General features: G+C 68.3%; 20 protein-coding genes and 2 tRNA genes. 2 read left to right on the top strand and 20 right to left on the bottom strand.

What is annotated here, in order from left to right; genetic code table 11:
• Positions 1-79: 79 nt before the first annotated feature.
• The 5 genes from FHG54_RS10655 to FHG54_RS10675 all read right to left on the bottom strand — a co-directional run bounded on the left by FHG54_RS10655 (position 80) and on the right by FHG54_RS10675 (position 4,084).
• A complete protein-coding gene (locus FHG54_RS10655; protein ID WP_168197162.1) occupies positions 80-1,000 on the bottom strand; it encodes a tyrosine-type recombinase/integrase in 921 nt (306 codons plus the stop codon).
• 263 nt (positions 1,001-1,263) lie between these two features.
• Positions 1,264-1,497 carry a helix-turn-helix transcriptional regulator gene (locus tag FHG54_RS10660; RefSeq protein WP_139417251.1) on the bottom strand — a complete coding sequence of 78 codons (234 nt, stop codon included), beginning with the start codon at positions 1,495-1,497 and terminating at the stop codon, positions 1,264-1,266.
• A gap of 171 nt (positions 1,498-1,668) precedes the next feature.
• Positions 1,669-1,742 (bottom strand) — tRNA-Ile (locus tag FHG54_RS10665).
• Positions 1,743-1,752: 10 nt separating this feature from the next.
• Complete coding sequence (locus FHG54_RS10670) at positions 1,753-3,027, bottom strand: glycosyltransferase (protein WP_139417252.1); 1,275 nt, start codon at positions 3,025-3,027, stop codon at positions 1,753-1,755.
• Positions 3,028-3,166: 139 nt separating this feature from the next.
• Complete coding sequence (locus FHG54_RS10675; protein ID WP_139417253.1) at positions 3,167-4,084, bottom strand: DMT family transporter; 918 nt, start codon at positions 4,082-4,084, stop codon at positions 3,167-3,169.
• Positions 4,085-4,124: 40 nt separating this feature from the next.
• On the opposite strand from FHG54_RS10675, the gene def reads away from it, so the two are divergent.
• The gene (def, locus tag FHG54_RS10680) at positions 4,125-4,688 is read left to right on the top strand and encodes a peptide deformylase (protein ID WP_139417254.1); all 564 of its coding nucleotides are present in this window, start codon (positions 4,125-4,127) and stop codon (positions 4,686-4,688) included.
• 36 nt (positions 4,689-4,724) lie between these two features.
• Here def and FHG54_RS10685 read toward each other — a convergent pair whose 3' ends face one another.
• The 11 genes from FHG54_RS10685 to dusB form a co-directional block, all read right to left on the bottom strand.
• A complete protein-coding gene (locus FHG54_RS10685; RefSeq protein ID WP_139417255.1) occupies positions 4,725-5,030 on the bottom strand; it encodes an AzlD domain-containing protein in 306 nt (101 codons plus the stop codon).
• Entirely contained in the window at positions 5,027-5,713 is a 687-nt protein-coding gene (locus FHG54_RS10690; RefSeq protein WP_233437912.1) for an AzlC family ABC transporter permease, read from the bottom strand. Before FHG54_RS10690 ends, FHG54_RS10685 begins: the two co-directional genes overlap by 4 nt.
• Positions 5,714-5,923: 210 nt before the next feature.
• Positions 5,924-5,996: transfer RNA gene (locus tag FHG54_RS10695), tRNA-Asn, on the bottom strand.
• A gap of 108 nt (positions 5,997-6,104) precedes the next feature.
• The gene (locus tag FHG54_RS10700; protein WP_168197163.1) at positions 6,105-6,962 is read right to left on the bottom strand and encodes an ATP-binding cassette domain-containing protein; all 858 of its coding nucleotides are present in this window, start codon (positions 6,960-6,962) and stop codon (positions 6,105-6,107) included.
• Entirely contained in the window at positions 6,962-8,650 is a 1,689-nt protein-coding gene (locus tag FHG54_RS10705) for an ABC transporter ATP-binding protein (protein WP_139417258.1), read from the bottom strand. The genes FHG54_RS10700 and FHG54_RS10705 overlap by 1 nt, the downstream gene beginning before the upstream one ends.
• Positions 8,647-9,720 (bottom strand): ABC transporter permease, encoded by a 1,074-nt coding sequence (locus FHG54_RS10710; protein ID WP_139417259.1) that lies wholly within the window; start codon positions 9,718-9,720, stop codon positions 8,647-8,649. The genes FHG54_RS10705 and FHG54_RS10710 overlap by 4 nt, the downstream gene beginning before the upstream one ends.
• 1 nt (position 9,721) lies before the next feature.
• Positions 9,722-10,813: an ABC transporter permease gene (locus tag FHG54_RS10715; protein WP_139417260.1), complete on the bottom strand. Its 1,092-nt coding sequence runs from the start codon at positions 10,811-10,813 to the stop codon at positions 9,722-9,724.
• 95 nt (positions 10,814-10,908) lie between these two features.
• The gene (locus FHG54_RS10720; protein WP_139417261.1) at positions 10,909-12,543 is read right to left on the bottom strand and encodes an ABC transporter substrate-binding protein; all 1,635 of its coding nucleotides are present in this window, start codon (positions 12,541-12,543) and stop codon (positions 10,909-10,911) included.
• Positions 12,544-12,773: 230 nt separating this feature from the next.
• The gene (dnaG, locus tag FHG54_RS10725) at positions 12,774-14,645 is read right to left on the bottom strand and encodes a DNA primase (protein WP_139417262.1); all 1,872 of its coding nucleotides are present in this window, start codon (positions 14,643-14,645) and stop codon (positions 12,774-12,776) included.
• A 55-nt stretch (positions 14,646-14,700) separates the two neighbouring features.
• Complete coding sequence (locus FHG54_RS10730; protein WP_168197164.1) at positions 14,701-15,957, bottom strand: deoxyguanosinetriphosphate triphosphohydrolase; 1,257 nt, start codon at positions 15,955-15,957, stop codon at positions 14,701-14,703.
• A 2-nt stretch (positions 15,958-15,959) separates the two neighbouring features.
• A complete protein-coding gene (dusB, locus tag FHG54_RS10735; RefSeq protein ID WP_139417264.1) occupies positions 15,960-17,126 on the bottom strand; it encodes a tRNA dihydrouridine synthase DusB in 1,167 nt (388 codons plus the stop codon).
• A 91-nt stretch (positions 17,127-17,217) separates the two neighbouring features.
• Here dusB and FHG54_RS10740 point away from each other — a divergent pair, with 91 nt between their 5' ends.
• Positions 17,218-17,694: an aminoacyl-tRNA deacylase gene (locus FHG54_RS10740; protein ID WP_139418410.1), complete on the top strand. Its 477-nt coding sequence runs from the start codon at positions 17,218-17,220 to the stop codon at positions 17,692-17,694.
• Here FHG54_RS10740 and FHG54_RS16370 read toward each other — a convergent pair whose 3' ends face one another.
• From FHG54_RS16370 to recO, 4 genes are all read right to left on the bottom strand, one after another.
• Entirely contained in the window at positions 17,695-17,865 is a 171-nt protein-coding gene (locus FHG54_RS16370; RefSeq protein ID WP_168197165.1) for a hypothetical protein, read from the bottom strand.
• Positions 17,862-18,527: a DsbA family oxidoreductase gene (locus tag FHG54_RS10745; protein WP_139417265.1), complete on the bottom strand. Its 666-nt coding sequence runs from the start codon at positions 18,525-18,527 to the stop codon at positions 17,862-17,864. The genes FHG54_RS16370 and FHG54_RS10745 overlap by 4 nt, the downstream gene beginning before the upstream one ends.
• 78 nt (positions 18,528-18,605) lie before the next feature.
• Positions 18,606-19,412, bottom strand: a complete 807-nt coding sequence (locus FHG54_RS10750; protein ID WP_139417266.1) for an isoprenyl transferase — start codon at positions 19,410-19,412, stop codon at positions 18,606-18,608.
• Positions 19,409-20,146 carry a DNA repair protein RecO gene (gene recO / locus FHG54_RS10755; protein ID WP_139417267.1) on the bottom strand — a complete coding sequence of 246 codons (738 nt, stop codon included), beginning with the start codon at positions 20,144-20,146 and terminating at the stop codon, positions 19,409-19,411. Before recO ends, FHG54_RS10750 begins: the two co-directional genes overlap by 4 nt.
• Positions 20,147-20,170 lie beyond the last annotated feature (24 nt).

Below are 20,170 nucleotides of genomic sequence, written 5' to 3' on the forward strand. Positions count from 1 at the left end.
ATGCCATCGGCATGCCAACTGCCGTGGAAAATGCCATCTTCGCTTGGAACCTACAGCTAGATCCACCGCGCAAACAGCTCTACTCCTTCGGCGCCAGCTGCTGCAACACATCGGCCGGCGCCGACTTGACCGTCCGATCAGGCTCGGCGTAATGCGCCTTCGTCGTCGACGTCGACGTGTGGCCGAGCATGTCCGCGGCTGCTTGCATCCCGAGCTCCTTCGCGAGGAGCGTCGGTCCGGTTCGACGGAATGCGTGAGGCGAGATCTTCAGATCCTTGAGACCGGCGACTTCTAGGATCTTCCGGAAGGTTCGCCTGATGTTGTTGGGCGTGAGTGGTGTGCCCGTCCGAGTCGCAAACAGCAGGCTCTCGTCGCCCTCCCCGCCGATGATCGTCAAGCGATGCCGAATGACCTCTGCTGCGAACGCCGGCACGGCAACGACGCGATTCGACTCGTGCGTCTTCGGGTGGTCCTGCCGAAGCACGCCGACACCCGTGCGCACGATCACCGTGCCGTTGATGTGCACCTGCGGCGGATCCGCCGTCATGTCAACATCGCGCTTGCGCAACGCCAGCACTTCGCCGATTCGCGTCGCTGTCCCGAGCATGACCTCGATGAGGTCGCGCACAAGGCCATCTGACTTCGGCCCCATCGTTTCCGCGCTCGTGCGATAGTGGCGCGCGGCTTCGCGGATGGCCGCGATCTGCTCCGGTGTGAGTGCCTTCGGCGTGCGTTTCGGTGCCTTCATCCGCCAGACCTCTTTGATCGGATTCCTCGGAATGAGCTCCCTGCGCGCCGCAAAGCCCAGCACCATGCTCAACATCGTGCGCGAGTGCTTCGCCTTCGTGTACGACACCGCACGCTGCACTTTCAGGAATCGCTCGATACGCGCGACCGTCACCTCGCGAATCGTGAACTCCTTGAACGTCGGCAGCACAAGGCCACGCAACTCGCTGGCGTAGACCTCCTTCGTACTCGGCGCACGGTCGGGGTCGAGCATCAGATCTTCGAGCCAAGCCTCTGCGAGCATCGTGAACGGCGAGTCTGCCGTCAGGTCGGTCGAGTCCCCGACGCGCATTCGCGATGCGAGTTCGACCTTCAGTGCGGATCGAGCCGCGTTCCGACTCGCAGCGGTGACCGTCACGCGCCGCGTCTGCCCGTCCCAGTCCCTGAAGCGGGTCACTGCACGAAACCGCCCGCCTCCGAGCGAAGAGACTGCGATGTCGCCGAACGTTCCGATCGGCAGCCGCGGACGCCCGGCCATCAGCTGGCGCCCTCGAGCGCGCCGCTGAGGCTTGGCTCATGCAGACCCTCGAGCCAGCCGAGCACGTCGGACACGCGGAACCGGATTTCGCGGCCGACGCGAATTCCGGATGGACCACGGCCATGGGCGCGCAGGTCGTAGATCGCCTGCACCTGGACGCCGAGATACTCGGCGAGTTCGCATGTCGTCAGCACCGGCTCCAAGCCGATTGCGGTAAGTCGTTCGGCGTTCATACCTAGGAGGTATGCGAGGCCGTTCCAGCTGAACCGAGGCCAGCCGTGGCTGACTCGAACACGCCACCGCAGAACGATGGAGTTGTCGAATAAACGGCCAATAAGTGGCACACACATCAGGTCTCATCCTTTTCACTAGGACGAGAAACCCTGATCAGATCGATTTCAAGGTAGGGCGGACGGGACTTGAACCCGTGACCGATGGATTATGAGTCCACTGCTCTGACCGGCTGAGCTACCGCCCCGCGCGCCGGATCACTCGGAAGTGGAGGCCGACGCGGCGTCGGTGACCGGATCGGCCACCGGCCTTCCACGATACAGGCTCTCGAAGGTCGAGATCGTGCGCTGGATATCGTGTGCCGCGATGAGACGGATCGACCCTTCCTTCAGCGCACGGTAGTCGTCTGGCGAGGCCTCGAGCACGGTGCGGAGTTTCGCGGCGAGGTCTTCGGCACTGCCCGGCTCGAAGAGGTAGCCGTTCTCACCGTCGTGCACGAGGTGAGGCAGGGCCATCGCGTTCGCCGCGACCACGGGCAGGGCCGAGGCCATGGCCTCCATCGTGACGATGCTCTGCAACTCCGCGATCGACGGCATCGCGAGCACGGATGCCCGGTGGTAGGCCTCACGCAACTGCTCGTCGGTCACGTAGCCGGTGAAGGTCACGCGGTCGGCGATGCCCAGGTCGGCGGCCATGTGCTCGAGGTGCCGCTTCTGGTCTCCCCCGCCGACGATCTCGACCTTCGCGTCGAGCTCTTTCGGCAGCAAGGTGAGGGCCCGCAGGAGCACGTCGATCTGCTTCTCGCCGGTCACCCGACCGACGAAGAGGATGCGGTTCTCGGTGCGCGGCTCCCAGTTCGGCGAGTACTTGTGCGCGTCGATGCCGCACGAGATCGCATGAACACCCACGAGGTCAGTGTGCTTCTCGAGGAACTGCGCGGCCTTGCGGGTCGGCGTCGTGACGGCTTCCGCACGACCGAAGGTGCGGCCTGCGGCCTTCCACGCAAGGCCCACCGCCCACTCCTGCCAAGCCCTCGGCAAGAGCGTGAACTCGAGCATGTTCTCGGGCATGAAGTGGTTGGTGCCGACGATGCGGATGCCGCGCTTCTGGGCTTCGATCGAGAGCCCACGACCAGTGATGATGTGCGACTGGAAGTGCACGACATCGGGCCCGACACGGTCGATGACTCTGGCGCTGTTCTGTTTGATACGCCACGGCAACGCGAACCGCAGCCAGTCGTGCGGGTACCAACGCCAGCTGAGCAGGCGGTGCGCGGTGATCTGCTGCCCCTCGTGCACCTCTTTCCAGGTTCCGTGCTTGCGGCTTCCGGCCGGGGCCATGACGTGCACGTCGTGACCGCGCTCCGCGAGGCCTGCCGCGAGGCGCTCGGCGAACCGCGCGGCGCCGTTGACGTCGGGGGCGAAGGTGTCGGCGCCGATCAGAACCGTGAGTGGTCGTTCGGGTGCGGCTCCGGCGGTGTCGGCGGTACTCGCACCGGGGGTGTCAGACACGTTGGGGTAGTTCCTCACCATTTCAAGGGATCGAGGGCCATCGGCCCTCGTCGGGGCGCCGCCATAGGGATCGGCGCGCGAACTCAATCCGACGATAGTCTACGCAATCGACCAGGTCGTTCCCTGCGCATGCATGTCGCCGAAGCGGCATCCGCTCGGTTCACAGGCGCGTCTGCGGGTGATTGCGCGCCAGTTGGAAGACGCCCCAGACGGCGATGACCCCGGCCACGATGAACACGCCGATGGCCCACGGCGGGGCCTGCGACGCCTCGCCGAGCACGACGATGCCGATCGCCACGGCGACCATCGGGTCGACGACCGTGAGCCCTGCGATGACGAGGTCGGGCGGCCCCGAGGCGTAGGCGTTCTGTACGAAATACGCGCCGAGCGCGGCCGCACCGACCAGACCGAGCACGCAGAGGGTGGTGAGCCAATCGAACTCCCCCTGCTCGATGCGCCCGATCACGACCTTGGCGAGCGTGGCGACGAAGCCGTAGAGCACGCCGGCCATGATGACGTAGAAGATCGCGCGGATGTGCTGGCGGAAGATCGCGAAGGCGAGGCCCGCGAGCACGAGCACGACGGCGAGGATGATGAGGATCGTGACGAGCTGCCGGTCGGTGACCGGCTTGTCGACCGCCGTGAACGCCGCGACGCCGACGAAGAGGAAGACGCCGCCCACGCACATGACGATCGCCGAGATCGATTTGCTGTTCAGCTTCACATGGTTGATGCGCGAGTTGAGGATCGAGGTGATGACGAGTGCGATGGCGCCGAGCGGCTGCACCACGATGAGCGGGGCGAAGTAGAGGCTCGACAGCTGGAAGACGATCGCGAGGCCGAGCATGACCGTGCCGAGCACCCACGAGGGCCGCGCGAGCAGCAGTGCGAGCTGCTTGACGTTCAGGCCCTTGCCGAAGCTGTCGACCGTGCGCGACTCGACCTTGACCACGCCTCGGTGCTGGAACTGCGCGCCGAGCGAGAGGAACACGGCGCCGACGAGGGCGAGCGGGATTCCGATGAACTGTGTGGGGTCGAGTGCGATCTGCTCAGTGAGGTCGCTCAAGTCCGGTTCCACGCATCGACCCTACCGGTTCGGCGGTGGATATCCTTGCCGAATGGCCGTGCTCCCCATTCGAATCACCGGCGACCCGGTGCTGCATTCCCCAGCCCTCCCGGTCGAGAACATCGACGACGAAGTGCGCGCCCTCGTGGCCGACATGTTCGAGACGATGGATGCCGCGCCGGGCGTGGGGCTCGCCGGTCCGCAGGTGGGCGCGGGGCTCCGCCTGTTCACCTATGCATGGGTGGAGGAGAGCGGCAACCGCTGGCGCGGCGTCGCGATCAATCCCGAGCTCTGGATCTCGCCCCCGCCCGCCGGGGAGCCCGACATCGACGAAGAGGAGGGATGCCTCTCATTCCCCGGCGAACGCTTCGGGCTCCGCCGCGCCGAGCGCGCGATCCTTCGCGCCACTGACCTCGACGGTGAGCGCTTCGAGATCGAGGCCGAAGGATGGCTCGCTCGCATCTTCCAGCACGAATACGACCACCTCGACGGCACGCTGTACACCGATCGGCTCGGGGAGCGCGACCAGCGCATCGTCGCGAAGATCACCCGCAAGCTCGGGTGGGGCCGGCCGGGTGCGCAGTGGATGCCGGGCGTCGACGACCTCGACGCCTGAACAGGCCCAGATTCACGGATGCCGCGTGGCGCCGATTCACGCCAGCGCGCGGATGCCGGCCGCGACCACAGCGGCGACGGCCACGACGATGACGAACGGCACTCGGAGCGCGTAGAGCGCCGCGGCGACGATCACCGCGGGCACCCGTGCGTCGACCACGATCTGCTGGCCGACGCCGAGGGTCTGCACCGCGATGAGCGCTGCAAGCAGCGCGACGGTGAGCAGGTCGGCGATGCGCGCCGGACGCTCGCGCTCGAGGAACCCGGCGGGCACGAGGTGGCCGGCGAGCTTGAGTGCGAGGGTCGCCGCACTGGCGATGAGGATGATGTGCCAGGTGGTCACGCGGTTCGCCTCCGATCGAAGAGGTTGAACCAGCCGACGACGACCGCGACGACCGCGGCGACGAGCACTGGGAGCCCGGGCATGAGCACCGGAGTGGCGAGGGTTGCGACGATCGCCGCTGCGACGGCGACGGCACCCGCCTGGAACCGCTTGAGCCGGGGCCACAACAAGCCGAGGAAAGCCGCAGCCGCAGCGGCATCCAGCCCCCAGGTCCGGGTGTCGCCGATGGCGTCGCCGATGAGGGCACCGGCGAGCGTGGTCAGGTTCCAGCCGACGAAGACCACGATGCCCGTGACCCAGAAGCCCACCCGTGCGGCCCGATCATTCGGTTGGGCGAGCGCGACGGCGGTCGACTCGTCGATCGTGATCCACGCGGCGGCGACGCGGCGCACGATGCTGCCACGCCCCGTTTCGGGGTCGATGCCGTCGACGATCGGCTTCATGCGCATGCCGTAGACGACGTTGCGGATGCCGAGCATCGCCGCGGTGGCGATCGCCGAGCCGCCTGCGGCGACGCCCCCGCTCGCGAGCACCCCCACGAGGGCGAACTGCGAGCCTCCCGTGAACATCACGAGGCTGAGGAAGCACGTCTGCCAGACATCGAGCCCGGCCGCGACCGCGAGGGCTCCGAACGAGATGCCGTAGATGGCGGTGGCGATCCCGACGGCGAGGCTGTCACGGATCGCAGCGGTTCGGCCTGCGGCCTCGACGGCAGCCTCATCGCCGCCACCGGGTGCCGCTGCCTCGGCGCGCTCGTCCACAGGCCACTCCAGAATCCGTTCAGGCCGCCCGACTCCGACGACGCTCGCCGATCCGACTCCGCTCGCCGATCGAGCGTCTCACGATCGATCGGAGACGAAAGAGGCCCGGCCTCCGAAGAGACCGGGCCGCTGCTCCCCCACTTGGACTCGAACCAAGAACCTACCGGTTAACAGCCGATTGCTCTGCCAATTGAGCTATGGAGGATCGCTTGTTCAGCGATGGATACTCTAGCAAAAGGTACGCCCGACTCCCAATCCGAGGCACCCCGCACGATGCGGTTTCATGCGCACGTCGGGAACACCGCGGCATCCATCATGCCGTCGGGCCCATGTCGAGGTCGTCGATCACCGCGTGACCGGCATCGAGCGCTCCGGCCAGCGCCTTCACATACGGATGCCGCGGGTCGTCGAGTACCTCGTCGATCGTGCCGATCGCCACGAGCCGGCCGCGATCGAGCACGGCGATGCGCTCGGCCGTGCTGCGGAGCACCGGCAGGTCGTGGCTGATGATGATCGCCGAGAAGGTGTGTTCGTGACGGAGTTCGCCGATCAGCTGCGCCACGACGTCGCGCACCGTGAGGTCGATGCCGGCGGTCGGTTCGTCGGCGATGAGCACCGATGGGCCGAGCACGAGCGCCCGCGCCAGCGCGACGCGCTGCCGCTGCCCGCCCGAGAGCTCGTACGGGTACAGGTCGAGCTTGCCGAGCGAGAGCCGAACGCCGTCGAGCATCGTGGCCACCCTCGTGGCGAGGGCGCGGGCGTTGTATCGGTGGTCGCGCTCGAGGATCGGCTCGCCGATGATCTCGGCGACCGTGCGATCGGCCGGCAGCGTCGAGGCGGCATCCTGCGGCAGGTAGCCGATGTGGAACTGGTACTCGGGAAGCCGGCGTTTCTGGATGCGGCGCAGCGACTGACCGAGCACGGTCGCATCACCGCCGGTGACGACCGGGCGCCCCTCAGCCGACCGCGTGTCGAACGCGACCCCCGAGAGCAGCCGGGCGAGGGTGGTCTTGCCGCTTCCTGCGCTGCCCAGCAGCCCGAGCACCTCGCCGGGAGCGACCGTGAGGCTCAGCCCGTGCAACGCGACGTGAGCGGGGCTCGGCCCCTTCGCCGGGTACTCGACCGACAGGTCGTCGAGCACGATCGGGAAGCCGTGGGCGGCGGCACGCATCATCCTGCCTCCCGGATTCGACTGAGCTCGACGCGCCGCTCGGCCTGGGCCACCGGGTCGGGCACCGGCAGCGACGCGAGCAGGCGCTGCGTGTACGGCTCGCTCGGCGCACCGAGCACCTCGGCACCCGTGCCCTCCTCGACGAGCGCACCCCGGTAGAGCACCGCGATGCGGTCGGCGACGATGTCGACGACGGCGAGGTCGTGACTGATGAAGAGCGAGGCGAACCCGAACTCCCGCTGCAGCTCGGCGAAGAGCTCGAGCACCCTCGCCTGCACCGACACGTCGAGCGCAGACGTCGGTTCGTCGGCGATCAGCAGCTCGGGCTCGAGCGCGAGTGCGCGGGCCAGGCTCGCGCGCTGGCGCTGGCCGCCCGACAGCTCATGCGGGTATCGATCGCCGTAGGCCTTCGGCAGTTGCACCGCCTCGAGCAGTTCATCGACGCGTGCTCGCGCCGCCGCGGGGTTCGACGCCCGCCCGTGGATGACGAGCGGCTCCGCGACGCAGTCGGCGATCGTCAGCAACGGGTTGAAGCTCGAAGCCGGGTCTTGGAAGACGAAGCCGATGCGGCTGCGCAGCGGCCGGAACGCACGCTCGCGCACACCGTGCATCTCGTGACCGAGCACGCGGAGCGAGCCTCCGGTGACCTTCGTCAGGCCCGCGATCGCGCGACCGATCGTGGTCTTGCCCGATCCGGACTCCCCCACGAGGCCGAGTACTTCGCCCGGTCGGATCACGAAGTCGACGCCGCCGACGGCCTGGAAGCCAGGCCTTCCCATGCGACCCGGGTAGACGATCTCGAGACCGGATGCCTCGACCACCGGCGTCTGCTCAGCCCAGTCCGACGGTCGCTGCGCGACACGTTCGATGGCGCTCGCGGTGCCGGTGCCGACGTACGGCACCGCGGCCAGCAACGTCTTCGTGTATTCGTCGTTCGGCGAGGCGAAGAGCGTCTTCGCGTCGGCCTCCTCGACGACACGCCCCTGGTACATCACGGCCACCCGGTCGGCGAGATCGGCGACCACGCCCATGTTGTGCGTGATGAGCACGATGCCCATGCCGAACTCGTCGCGGCAGCGGCGAAGCAGGTCGAGGATCTCGGCCTGCACCGTCACGTCGAGCGCGGTGGTCGGCTCGTCGGCGACGATGAGGCCGGGGTCGAGCACGAGCGCCATCGCGATGACGACGCGCTGCTTCTGACCGCCCGAGAACTCGTGCGGGTAGTGATCGATGCGGTGCTCTGGGTCGGGGATGCCGACGCGCCCGAGGATCTCGATCGCCTTCGCCCGCGCTTCCTTCTTCGAGATCTTGCTGTGGGCGCGGAGCCCCTCGATGATCTGCCAGCCGACCGTGAATACCGGGTTCAGCGCCGTCGAAGGCTCCTGGAACACCATCGCGACATCCGTGCCCCTGACGGCGCGAAGCTGCTTCTTCGAAAGCGCAACGACGTCGTGCTCTGCCGTGCCCGCCTTGTTCGACAGGATGACGGCACCGCTCGTGGTCGCCGTCTCGGGCAGCAGTCCGAGGATCGTCTTCGCCGTGACCGTCTTGCCGCTGCCGGACTCGCCGACGATCGCGAGCACCTCGCCGCGATCGACCGTCAGCGAAACGCCGTCGACGGCCTTCACCGCACCCGCGTCGGTGGAGAATGAGACGCCGAGCGCCTCGATGTTGACGACCGTGCTCATGGCCGTACCTCGATTCCGTGCTCGTCGAATGATTCGCCGCCTTCGAGACCGTCGAGTCCCCCGGGGCCGGCCGTCAGCGTTCCGCCGGGAACGACGGATGTCTCGGCGACGTCGCCCGATGCCTGCGCCACCCGACGACGACCGCGCAGTCGCGGGTCGGCGAGGTCGTTCAGGCTCTCACCGACGAGCGTGACGCCGAGCACCACGAGCACGATCGCGAGGCCCGGATAGAGGGCCGTCCACCAGATGCCGCTCGAGACGTCTGACAGCGAATTGTTGAGGTCGTACCCCCAGTCGGCCGCCGAGGTCGGCTCGATGCCGAAGCCGATGAAGCCGAGGCCCGCGAGCGTCAGGATCGCCTCCGACGCGTTCAGCGTGAAGATGAGCGGGAGGGTTCGGGTCGCGTTCCGCAAGACGTGGCGGAACATGACGCGGCCGTTGGAGGCGCCGAGCACCTTCGCCGACTCGACGAAGGCCTCGGCCTTGATGCGGACGGTCTCGGCGCGGATCACCCGGAAGTACTGCGGGATGAAGACCACGGTGATGGCGATCGCCGCCGCGAACACGCCGCCCCAGAGGCTCGACTGGCCGCCCGAGATCACGATCGCCATGACGATCGCGAGCAGCAGCGAGGGGAAGGCGTAGATGGCGTCGCTGAGGACGACGAGCAGGCGGTCGAGCGCGCCGCCAAAATACCCCGAAACGAGGCCGAGCAGCACGCCCGCGAAGATCGAGAGCACGACGGCGATGATGATCACGAGGATCGCGGTCTGCGACCCCCAGATCACGCGCGACAGCACGTCGTAGCCGCCCACCGTGGTTCCGAAGAGGTGCTCCGCCGACGGGGGCTGCTGGGCGCCGAACGGACCATCGGCACCGCGCAACTGCGCGAAGCCGTACGGAGCGATGAACGGCGCGAGGATCGCGATCAACACGAACAGCCCGGTGAGCAGTAGGCCGGCGACGAGCATGCCGCGCTGCAGGCCGACGCTCTGGCGCAGTTGGTGCACGACGGGAAGCCGGTCGCGGAGGCGCCGCTTCGGCGCACTGGTGACGGTGTCGGTCGACATGTCAGTACCTCACCCTCGGGTCGATGAGCGCCGCGATGATGTCGACGATGAAGTTGGTGAGCGCGACGATGACGGCGAGCAGTGCGACGATGCCCTGCACGGCGACGAAGTCGCGCGCCTTGATGTACTCGATGAGCTGGAAGCCGAGTCCGTTCCACTCGAACGTCGTCTCGGTGAGCACTGCGCCGCCGAGCAGCAGAGCGATCTGCAGCCCGATGACCGTGATGATCGGGATGAGTGCCGGGCGGTACGCGTGCTTGCGCACGAGCCGGTACTCGCTGACCCCGCGTGAGCGCGCCGCGTCGACGTAATCGGTCGACAGCGTGCCGATGACGTTGGTGCGGACGAGTCGCAGGAAGATGCCGGCCGTCAGGAGGCCGAGCGCGATGGCCGGCAGCACCGCGTGGGCGAGCACGTCGCCGAGCACGGCCGGGTCGCCGGTCATGATCGCATCGATCGTGTACAGGCCCGTCTTGTTGGGCAGCACCTGCATCTGCAGCTGCGCGCCGACGGAGGCCCGCCCGGCCACCGGCAGCCACCCGAGCCAGACGGAGAAGACGAGCTTCAGCAGCAGGCCGGCGAAGAACACCGGAGTTGCGTAGCAGAGGATGGCGAACACGCGCAGCGAGGCATCCTGCCCCTTGTCGCGGAAGTACGCGGCGACGAGTCCGAACGGGATGCCGACGACGAAGGCCACGAGGAGCGCGTAGAACGCGAGCTCGAGGGTCGCGCTGCCGTAGGTGAAGAGCAGCTCGGTGACCGGACGGTTGTCGGTGAGCGTGGTGCCGAAGTTGCCCGTCATGATCTGCCCGATGTACTCGAAGTACTGCACGATGATCGGGCGATCGTAGCCGGCGGCCTGGATGCGCTCGGCGAGCTGGTCGGCGGGGAGCTGGCCTCCGAGCTTGGCGGTGATCGGGTCGCCGGTCGAGCGCATGAGCACGAAGACCAGGGTGACGAGGATGAACACCGTCGGGATGATGAGGAGCGCCCGCACGATGATGTAGCGGCGCAGGCCGCCGCCGGAGGATCTCGGCGGTCGCCGCCGTTCAGTGGAAGCGCTGCCGGCGGGCGCCGTCGTCGTTGAGGTCAATGTTCGCCAATCGGGTGGGGGCTCGAATGCGGGTGGCCCGCTCCGAAGAGCGGGCCACCCGTTCCTGCGTATGCGACTCTAGTCGCTCAGCCGACTCAGCCCTTCGAGAGCGCCGCGTAGCGGAACTTGAACGACGCGTCGAGCGTCTCGTCGGCGCCCTCCACATCGGTGCCGGTGACCGCGACCTGAGCACCCTGCAGGTACGGCACGGTCGACAGGTCGGCCGCCACCATCTGCTGGATCTCCTCGATCTGCGCGGTGCGCGCGGCGGGGTCGGGCTCCGATGCCTGCTTGATGATCAGGTCGTTGACCTCCTGGTTCACGTAGTGGTTCGAGAGGAAGTTCTCGATCAGGAAGAACGGCGTGACGTAGTTGTCCGCATCCGAGTAGTCGGGGAACCAGCCGAGCTGGTACGCGGGGTAGGCGTCGGCGACGCGGTCTTCGGAGTACTGCACCCACTCGGTGGTCTGCAGGTTCACCGTGAACAGGCCGCTCGCCTCGAGCTGGTCCTTGATGAGCGCGTACTCGTCGGCCGACGAGGGGCCGTAGTGGTCGTTCGAGTACTGCAGGTTCAGTTCGACCGGCGTGGTCACGCCGGCGGCTTCGAGCGTGGCCGTCGCCTTGTCGGCGTCGGGCGCGCCCGCGCCGTCGCCGTAGAGCTCCTTCAGCGGCTCGATCGAACCTTCGATGCCGGCGGGCACGTAGGAGTAGAGCGGCGTGTAGGTGCCCTTGTAGACCTGCTCGGCGATCTCGTCGCGGTCGATGAGGTCGGCGACGGCCTGACGCACGGCGAGCGCCTTGGCCGGGTCGGCTTCAGCGGTCTTCGCACCGAACGGCTGCGTGTCGAAGTTGAAGACGATGTAGCGGATCTCGCCGCCGGGGCCCTCGACCACGTTGACCGCGTCATTGCCCTTGAGGTCTTCGATGTCGGTCGCGGAGAGGCTGCGGTAGGCGACGTCGATGCCGCCCTCCTGCACATCGAGCTTCAGGTTCGACGACTCGGCGTAGTACTTCAGGTTGACCGTTTCGGTCTTCGCCTCGGCGAGAAGGCCCTGGTACTCGGGGTTCTTCTTGAACGAGATGAGCGTGTTGAAGTCGTAGCTCGTGATCATGTAGGGCCCGGCGAACGCGTTCGCCGCGACGATGTCGTCGTCGGAGGTGAGCTCATCGGCCGCGAAGGACTCTTCGTCGACGATCGCGCCCGGGAAGCTCGTGAGGATGAGCGGGAAGACCTGGTCGTTCTCCGCCTTCAGGTGGAACACGACGGTCGTGTCGTCGACGGCCTCGGTGCTGTCGAGGTTGTACAGCAGGCTCGAAGCGCCGTTGGGGTCGGCGATCGCGAGCTGGCGGTCGAACGAGAACTTCACGTCGGAAGCGGTGAGATCGTTGCCGTTGGCCCACTTCAGGCCCTCGGGCAGGGTCACCGTGTACTCGGTCGGCGAGGTGAACTCGGCCGTCTCGGCGAGGTCGGGCACGACGTCGGTGCTCTGGTAGTCGGTGTTCAGCAGGTATGGGAAGACCTGCGTCTGCACGGCGAGCGAGCCGTTGTCGTACGAGCCGGCCGGGTCGAGCGTGGTCACCTTGTCGGTCGTGCCGATGGTGAGGGTGCTGCCCGAGGCCTCGCCGCCGCCACCACCGCCGGCGGAGCAGCCGGCGAATGCGAGGGCTGCGACCGAGAGACCGGCCACTGCGATGAGGCCGCGCCGACCGTTCTTGGATGCGGATGTCATATCCGTCTACCTCTTCCTGTCATGACTGAAGCGCGCTGCGCCGAGCGCACGCGCGTTTTCGTATCCCCAAGACGTAGCACACGGCGCTTGAATGCTGCTTGGCACAGCTGACCGACGGCCGAATATTTACCGATCTGCAACCTTCGACGCAAGCGATGCGCGTTCGGGGCCGCGCATGAGCGGGTGACTCGAAGCCGGCCGTCAATCGGCTCTGGTCAGTCGGCCCTGAGTCAGTCGGCCCTGAGCGCCCGGCGCTCGGTCTCGATCTCGACGAGAGCCCGCTGCAGGGTTGCGAACGCGGCGGTGTCGGCGCGATCGGTGCGCTGCAGTCGGCCGAGCAGCTCCGATTTCTGACGCAGCAGTTCGCGGTCGATGAGCGCACCCGCCACGCCCTGCACGTAGACCGCGAGCTCTGCCTCGCTGCGCTGCGGCACGGGAGCGACGGCGAGCTGATGCACGAGTCCGGCGAACGGCGCCGGCACCTCGGCGATGACGCGGTCGACGCTCACGTGCGGGTCGGACGAGGCGAGCACGGATGCGATGCCGTCGCGGATCACTGCGAGCGACGGGTTGCCGAAGCGGCAGTCGACCGCGTGACGGAGCAGCTCCGTGCCGAGCGCGTCGGGGTACTGCACCATGACCTGCAGCGCGTCGCGCTCGAGGCGGGTCGCGGGGTCGCTGGGCAGTTGCGTGATGGAGAACGGGCGCTCAGGGGCATCCGGCGTCTCGGTGGCGGCGGTGGCGGATGCCGCAGGCCGCCCGCCGCCCGCCTCACCCGGCTTCGGCCGGCTCGACGCCGAGCGCACCGCGCGCGTGACCTCCCCGAGCTCGACGCCGAGCATGCGGGCGAGCTCGCGTGTGTATCCCGGTCGCATGGCCGGGTCGCGAATCTCGGCGACGACGGGCGCCGCCGCCCGGAGCGCGGCGACCCGGCCCTCGACGGTCTCGAGGTCGTAGCGGGCGAGCGTGTGCCTGATCACGAACTCGAACATCGGCGTGCGCGACTCGACGAGCGTACGCACGGCCGCGTCACCGCGGGCGAGGCGCAGGTCGCACGGGTCGAGCCCGTCGGGCGCCACGGCGACGAAGGTCTGGGCCGCGAAACGCTGCTCTTCTCCGAAGGCGCGCATCGCCGCCTGCTGGCCGGCGGCATCACCGTCGAAGGTGAACACGACCTCGCCGACGCCGGAGGCATCGCCGAGCACTCTGCGCAGCACCTTGATGTGATCGACGCCGAACGCGGTGCCGCACGTCGCGATCGCCGTGGTGACGCCGGCGAGGTGGCAGGCCATGACGTCGGTGTACCCCTCGACGACGACGACGCGGTGGGTCTTGGAGATGTCGCGCTTGGCGAGGTCGAGCCCGTAGAGCACCTGCGACTTGTGATAGATCGCGGTCTCGGGGGTGTTCAGGTACTTGGGCCCCTTGTCGTCGTCGAGCAGGCGCCGGGCGCCGAAGCCGACGGTCTGGCCCGTCACGTCGCGGATCGGCCACACGAGGCGGCCTCGGAAGCGGTCGTAGACACCGCGGTCGCCCTGGGAGACGAGGCCGGATGCCGCGAGCTCCTCGGTCGTGAACCCCCGGCCCGTGAGGTGGTCGGTCAGGGCATCCCAGCTCTTCGGCGCGAAGCCCACCCCGAAGCGCCGCGCGGCCTCGGCGTCGAAGCCGCGCTCGCCGAGGAACCGCCGTCCGACGTCGGCGTCGGGGGCGCTCAGACGCTCGACGAAGAAGTCGGCGGCCGCTTGGTTGGCCGCGAGCAGTCGGGCACGGTTGCCGTGGTCGGAGGCCTGGCCTCCGTCTTCGTAGTGGAGCTCGAAGCTGATGCGGCCCGCGAGTCGCTCGACCGCCTCGGTGAACGAGACATGGTCCATGCGCTGCAGGAAGGTGTAGACGTCACCGGATTCGCCGCAACCGAAGCAGTGGTAGTAGCCGAGCCCGGGGCGCACGTGGAAACTCGGGCTGCGTTCGTCGTGGAAGGGGCAGAGCCCCTTCATCGAGCCGACCCCGGCGGACTTCAGGCTGACGTGCTCGCCCACGATGTCGGCGATGTTCGTGCGTGCCTTCACTTCTTCGACGTCATCCTGTCGAATTCGGCCCGCCATGGCTCTCATCCTATGTTCCCCGGGCTCGCCGAAGGGATGCCGCGGACCGGAGCCGTCACTGCCGCACGAGCCGCTCATGCCAGGCGAGCGCCGACTGGTCGGTGAGACTCGCGACCTGGTCGGCGACGACGCGTTTGCGGGCCGCATCGTCGGCCGCCGAACGCCAGTCTTCCGCGAAGCCGACATCGAGGTGCGCCTCGCCCGTCTCGTACAGCGCTTCGGCCAGTGTCGTGAGCACCTCCCGCTGCTGGTGGTAGATCGGCTGACGCGTGTTCTTCGACATCACGTACGCCGCCACGATGCCCTTCAGCACCGCGATCTCGGCCTGAATCTCGCGTGGAACGATGACATCGGCATCGAAGCGGATGAGGCTCGCGAGCGGGAAGGCCGAACGAGTGGCATCCGTCGCCGCATGGGCGAATCGACCGATGAGCTGACTCGTGAGGTTCTTGAGTCGCGCCTGGTCGCGGCGACCGCCGCTCCAGGTGTCGAGCCAGCCGTCGAGGGAATCGAGTCGGTCGAAGGCCGCGATGAGCTCGTCGTGGCCGATCGCGCCACCGATCCACTCGTGCATCGAATCGACGAGGCTCTCGTGGTCGACGCGGGCCCCGAGCGCGGCGACGTCGACATAGCCGCCGACGATCGCGTCTTCGAAGTCGTGCACCGAGTAGGCGATGTCGTCGGAGAGGTCCATGACCTGCGCCTCGATGCAGAGCCGGCGCTCGGGTGCACCCGCCCGGAGCCATCTGAACACCTCGGTGTCGCCCTGGTAGAAGCCGAACTTCGCCCGGCCCGACGGGTCGGCGACGCTCGTCGCCTCGGGCCACGGGTACTTGCAGCTCGCGTCGAGGCTCGCACGCGTGAGATTGAGGCCGTAGCTGCGGCCGTCGGCACCGAACACCTTCGGCTCGAGTCTCGTGAGCAGCCTCAGCGTCTGCGCGTTGCCCTCGAAGCCCCCGATGTCGGCGGCCCAGGCGTTGAGCGCCCGCTCGCCGTTGTGGCCGAACGGCGGGTGCCCCAGGTCATGCGCGAGGCACGCGGTGTCGACGACATCGGGATCGAGCCCGAGACTCGCGGCGAGCTCGCGGCCGACCTGGGCGACCTCGAGCGAGTGCGTGAGCCGATTGCGTGCGAAGTCGAGGCCTGCGGCAGGGCTCAGTACCTGGGTCTTCGCAGCGAGTCGCCGCAGCGCGCTCGAGTGCAGCAGCCTGGCACGGTCGCGCGCGAAGTCGCTGCGCCGCGAGGAGTGCTCTTCGGGGAGCCGGCGCTCGGTGTCGAGGGCCTCGTAGCCCCCGAAGAGTGGTTCGCGCACGCTCAGCCGCCACTCGTGTCGAGTTCGGCGCCGACCAGGGTGACCCGGTCGTGGCCGACCAGCTCCTGCGAGTCGAGCCAGCCCTCGGGCAACGCTGGCTTCTTGGGCGTGCCAGCCCGCCCCCGCGGCCCTTCGGCGCCTTCACCCGGGTAGGGCATCGACCAGTCGAGCGTGCCGAGCAGTTCGTCGAGTTGCGCGAGCGACTCCACGGTCGCGAGCCTTGCCCGCAGGTCGCCGCCCACGGGATAGCCCTTGAAGTACCAGGCGACGTGCTTGCGGATGTCGCGGCACCCGCGCTCTTCGCTGTCGAAGAACTCGGCGAGGAGCTCGGCGTGCCGCCGGAACGTCTGCGCGACCTGACCGAGCGACGGCTGGAACGTGACGGTCGCCGAGTCCGCCGAAGGGCGGAACGCCGCCGCGAGATCGCCGAAGAGCCACGGGCGCCCGAGGCATCCGCGCCCGACGACGACGCCGTCGCATCCGGTCTCTTCGACCATGCGCAGCGCGTCGTCGGCCGACCAGATGTCGCCGTTGCCGAGCACCGGCACACTCGTAACGGTCTCTTTGAGCTTCGCGATGGCAGACCAGTCGGCCTGACCTGAGTAGAACTCCGAGGCTGTGCGCGCGTGCAGCGCGACGGCGGCGACGCCCGCGCCCTCGGCGATGCGGCCGGCCTCGAGGTAGGTGAGGTGGTCGGCGTCGATGCCCTTGCGCATCTTGACGGTGAGCGGAATGTCGCCGGCCGCCTTCACGGCGCCCTCGACGATGTCGCGGAAGAGCCCGTTCTTCCACGGCAGCGCCGCGCCGCCGCCTTTTCGGGTGACCTTCGGCACGGGGCATCCGAAGTTCAGGTCGATGTGGTCGGCCCGATCTTCGGCGACGAGCATGGTGACCGCCTCTGACACGGTCTTCGGGTCGACGCCGTAGAGCTGGATGGAGCGCAGCGACTCGGACTCGTGGTGCGTGATGAGGCGCATCGACTCGGGTGTGCGCTCGACGAGGGCACGCGAGGTGATCATCTCGCTGACGTAGAGGCCGGCGCCGAACTCGCGGCAGAGCAGGCGGAAGGCCGTGTTCGTGATGCCGGCCATGGGGGCGAGCACGACGGGCACGTCGAGCGCGAGCCGGCCGATCGCCAGCGGGCCGCGAGACAGTGTGGTGGAGGACATCACCGTCGATTCTCCCAGAATTCCGGGCGCACTCGCCCGCTTCGCCCGAGCGCGCCTAGGATTCTCGGAGGACGAGGCTGGGGAGGACGAGATGGCGGAGCTCACGGGCGCGGATCGGGTGCGGGCTGATGCCGAGGCCCGCGGCCTCGACGTCGAGATCATCGACCGACCGGCGGCGCGCAGTCTCGAGGAGGCCGCCGAGCTCATGGGCATCACGCCCTCCGACATCGTCAAGTCACTCGTCGTCAAGCGCAGCGACGGCGCGTTCGTCTTCGCCCTCGTTCCGGGTGGTCGCAAGATCTCGTGGCCGAAGCTGCGCACGCTGCTCAGCGTGAACAAGCTCCAGCTGCCCGATGCCTCCGTCGCGCTCGCCGCGACGGGCTACGAACGCGGCACCATCACGCCGCTCGGATCGACCACGGCTTGGCCGGTCGTCGTCGATGCCTCGATTGCGGGGCGGCGCGTGTCGATGGGCGCAGGCGAGCACGGTCGCAGCCTCTTCGTCGACGCCGATCGGCTCATCGACGCCTTCGGCGCGACCGTGGCCGACATCAGCGATCCCGAGTAGCTACTCCCCCGGCCGAGTGCCCGGAACGTAGCAGGCGTCGCCCTCGCAGACCATGGCCGACGGGTCGCCCATGATCATCGAGAACGGCGTGGGCGCCGCGGCATCCGCCCTGCCCGTGGCCTCCGCCGCAGCCTCGGCCACTGTCTCGGGCGCCGGCACGGGGGCCGTCACGCGGCTGCTCCGTCACGCTCACCGGCGACCTGGGTGATCGCCCGGGCGAAGACCTCTGCGGGCTGTGCACCCGAGATGCCGTACTTGCCCTCGATGACGAAGAACGGCACGCCGTTGATGCCGTACTCCCGTGCTTGCGCGATGTCGGCCTGCACGGCGGCGGCATAGCGACCCGATTCGAGTGCCTCGCGTGCCGCGTCGGCGTCGAGGCCGACCTCGGCACCGAGTTCGACGAGTTCGTCGACGCGGCCGAGGTGACGGCCCTCGGTGAAGTAGGCACGCAACAGGCGCTCGGTCAGTTCGAGTTGGCGACCCCGCTCCTTCGCGAAGTGCAGCAGTTCGTGCGCCTTCAGCGTCTTCGTGTGCTGCAGTGCGTCGAAGTCGTAGTCGAGTCCGGCGCTCGCCGCCACACCCGTGACGTGCTCGAGCATCTGCTGCACGCGCTCGGCGGGCATGCCCTTGTGCCTCGCGAGGAAGTCGATCTCCGAGCCTTCGAAATCGACCGGGGTGTCGGGCGCGAGCTCGAAGGAGTGATACGTGATGTCGAGCTCCGGCGCATCCTCGCCGAGCGATGCGATCCCGCTCTCGAGATGGCGCTTGCCGATGTAGCACCAGGGGCAGGCGATGTCGGACCAGATGTCGATCTTGATGGGTTCACTCACACTGCATGCGAACGGATGCTTCGCCCTCCGTATTCCCGGGTGGGCTCCGCTCCCGGTCGGGCTGCGACGAAGCCCTGCTCAGCTGACGGTCGGCGCGTCGATCGCCCCGCCGAATCGACGGCTTCGGCCCGCGTACAGCCCGATCGCATTCCACAGGTCGACGCGCGAGAAGTCGGGCCACAGCGTGTCGAGGAACACCATCTCGGCATACGCCGACTGCCACAGCATGAAGTTCGAGGTGCGCTGCTCCCCCGAGCTGCGCACGAAGAGGTCGACATCGGGAAGGTCTGGCACGTAGAGGCGCTTCGCGATGAGCTTCTCCGAGACCGCAGAGGGCCTCAGACGACCGGATGCCACGTCGTCGGCGATCGACCGCACGGCGTCGGCGATCTCGGTGCGCCCGCCGTAGTTGACGCACATCGTGAGAGTCAGCGTGTCGTTGCCCGCCGTCAGCTGTTCGGCGAACTGCAGCTCTGTGATGACCGAGGCCCAGAGGCGTGGCCGGCGACCGGCCCAGCGGATGCGCACGCCCCACTCGTTGAGCTGGTCGCGCCGCCGGTGCAGCACGTCGCGGTTGTAGCCCATGAGGAACCGCACCTCCTCGGGCGACCGCTTCCAGTTCTCGGTCGAGAACGCGTAGACCGAGAGGTGCTTGACGCCGGCCTGGATGGCACCGGCGACGACGTCGAGCAGTGCGGCCTCGCCCGCCTTGTGCCCTTCGATGCGGGTCAGGCCCCGCTTGTTCGCCCATCGGCCGTTGCCGTCCATGACGATGGCGACATGCTCGGGCACGGCGCCCCTCGGCAGTTCGGGCGGATAGATACCCGTCCAGTCGAGCGGTACGTAGGCGACCGCGTCGCGGTGGGTGAAGGGCTTCGGGCTCACTGTGCGGTCGTCTCCCTCGACACGTGGGGCAGCGAGCGGAGGCCGCGCTCGAGATGCCACTGGGTGTAGGCGGCGATGATGCCGCTGGCCTGGCCGCGATCGCGATCTCCGGAGGCCTCTGCGTGGGCCCAGTCGCCGGCGAGCAGTGCGCCGAGGAGCGCAACGGTGGAGCCGGCGATGCGGGGCGTGCCCGGCGGCGCGCACTCGTCGCACGCGACGCCGCCCAGTTGCACGACGACGGCCGTATGCTCGCCGGCCCTGCCGCAGCGCGCGCAATCCTGGAAGCTCGGCGCCCACCCCGCGAGAGCGAGCGCGCGCAGGAGGTAGGAGTCGAGGGTGAGGCCCGCGCCGTGCTCGCGTCGTGAGAGCGAGCGCAGTGCGCCGACGAGCAACAGGTACTGCTGCAGCGAGCCTTCGGCCTCGGTGAGCTTGTCGGCTGCCTCGACCATGGCGTTCGCCGCCGTGTAAGCCGAGTAGTCCTGCGTGATGAGGGCGCCGTAGGCGCCGAGCGACTCGGCCTGCGTCACGACGTCGAGGCTCCGGCCCTCGTAGAGCTGCAGGTCGGCGACCATGAACGGCTCGAGCCTCGATCCGAACTTCGAGCCGGTGCGCCGCACGCCCTTGGCGACGGCGCGGACCTTGCCGTGCTGCCGGGTCAACAGGGTGACGATGCGGTCGGCTTCGCCCAGCTTGTGGGTGCGGAGCACGACGGCTTCATCTCGGTACACGGGCACCCTTCATTCTCCCACCCTCCATGG

It is taken from the genome of Agromyces laixinhei, assembly GCF_006337065.1.
Taxonomy (GTDB): domain Bacteria; phylum Actinomycetota; class Actinomycetes; order Actinomycetales; family Microbacteriaceae; genus Agromyces; species Agromyces laixinhei.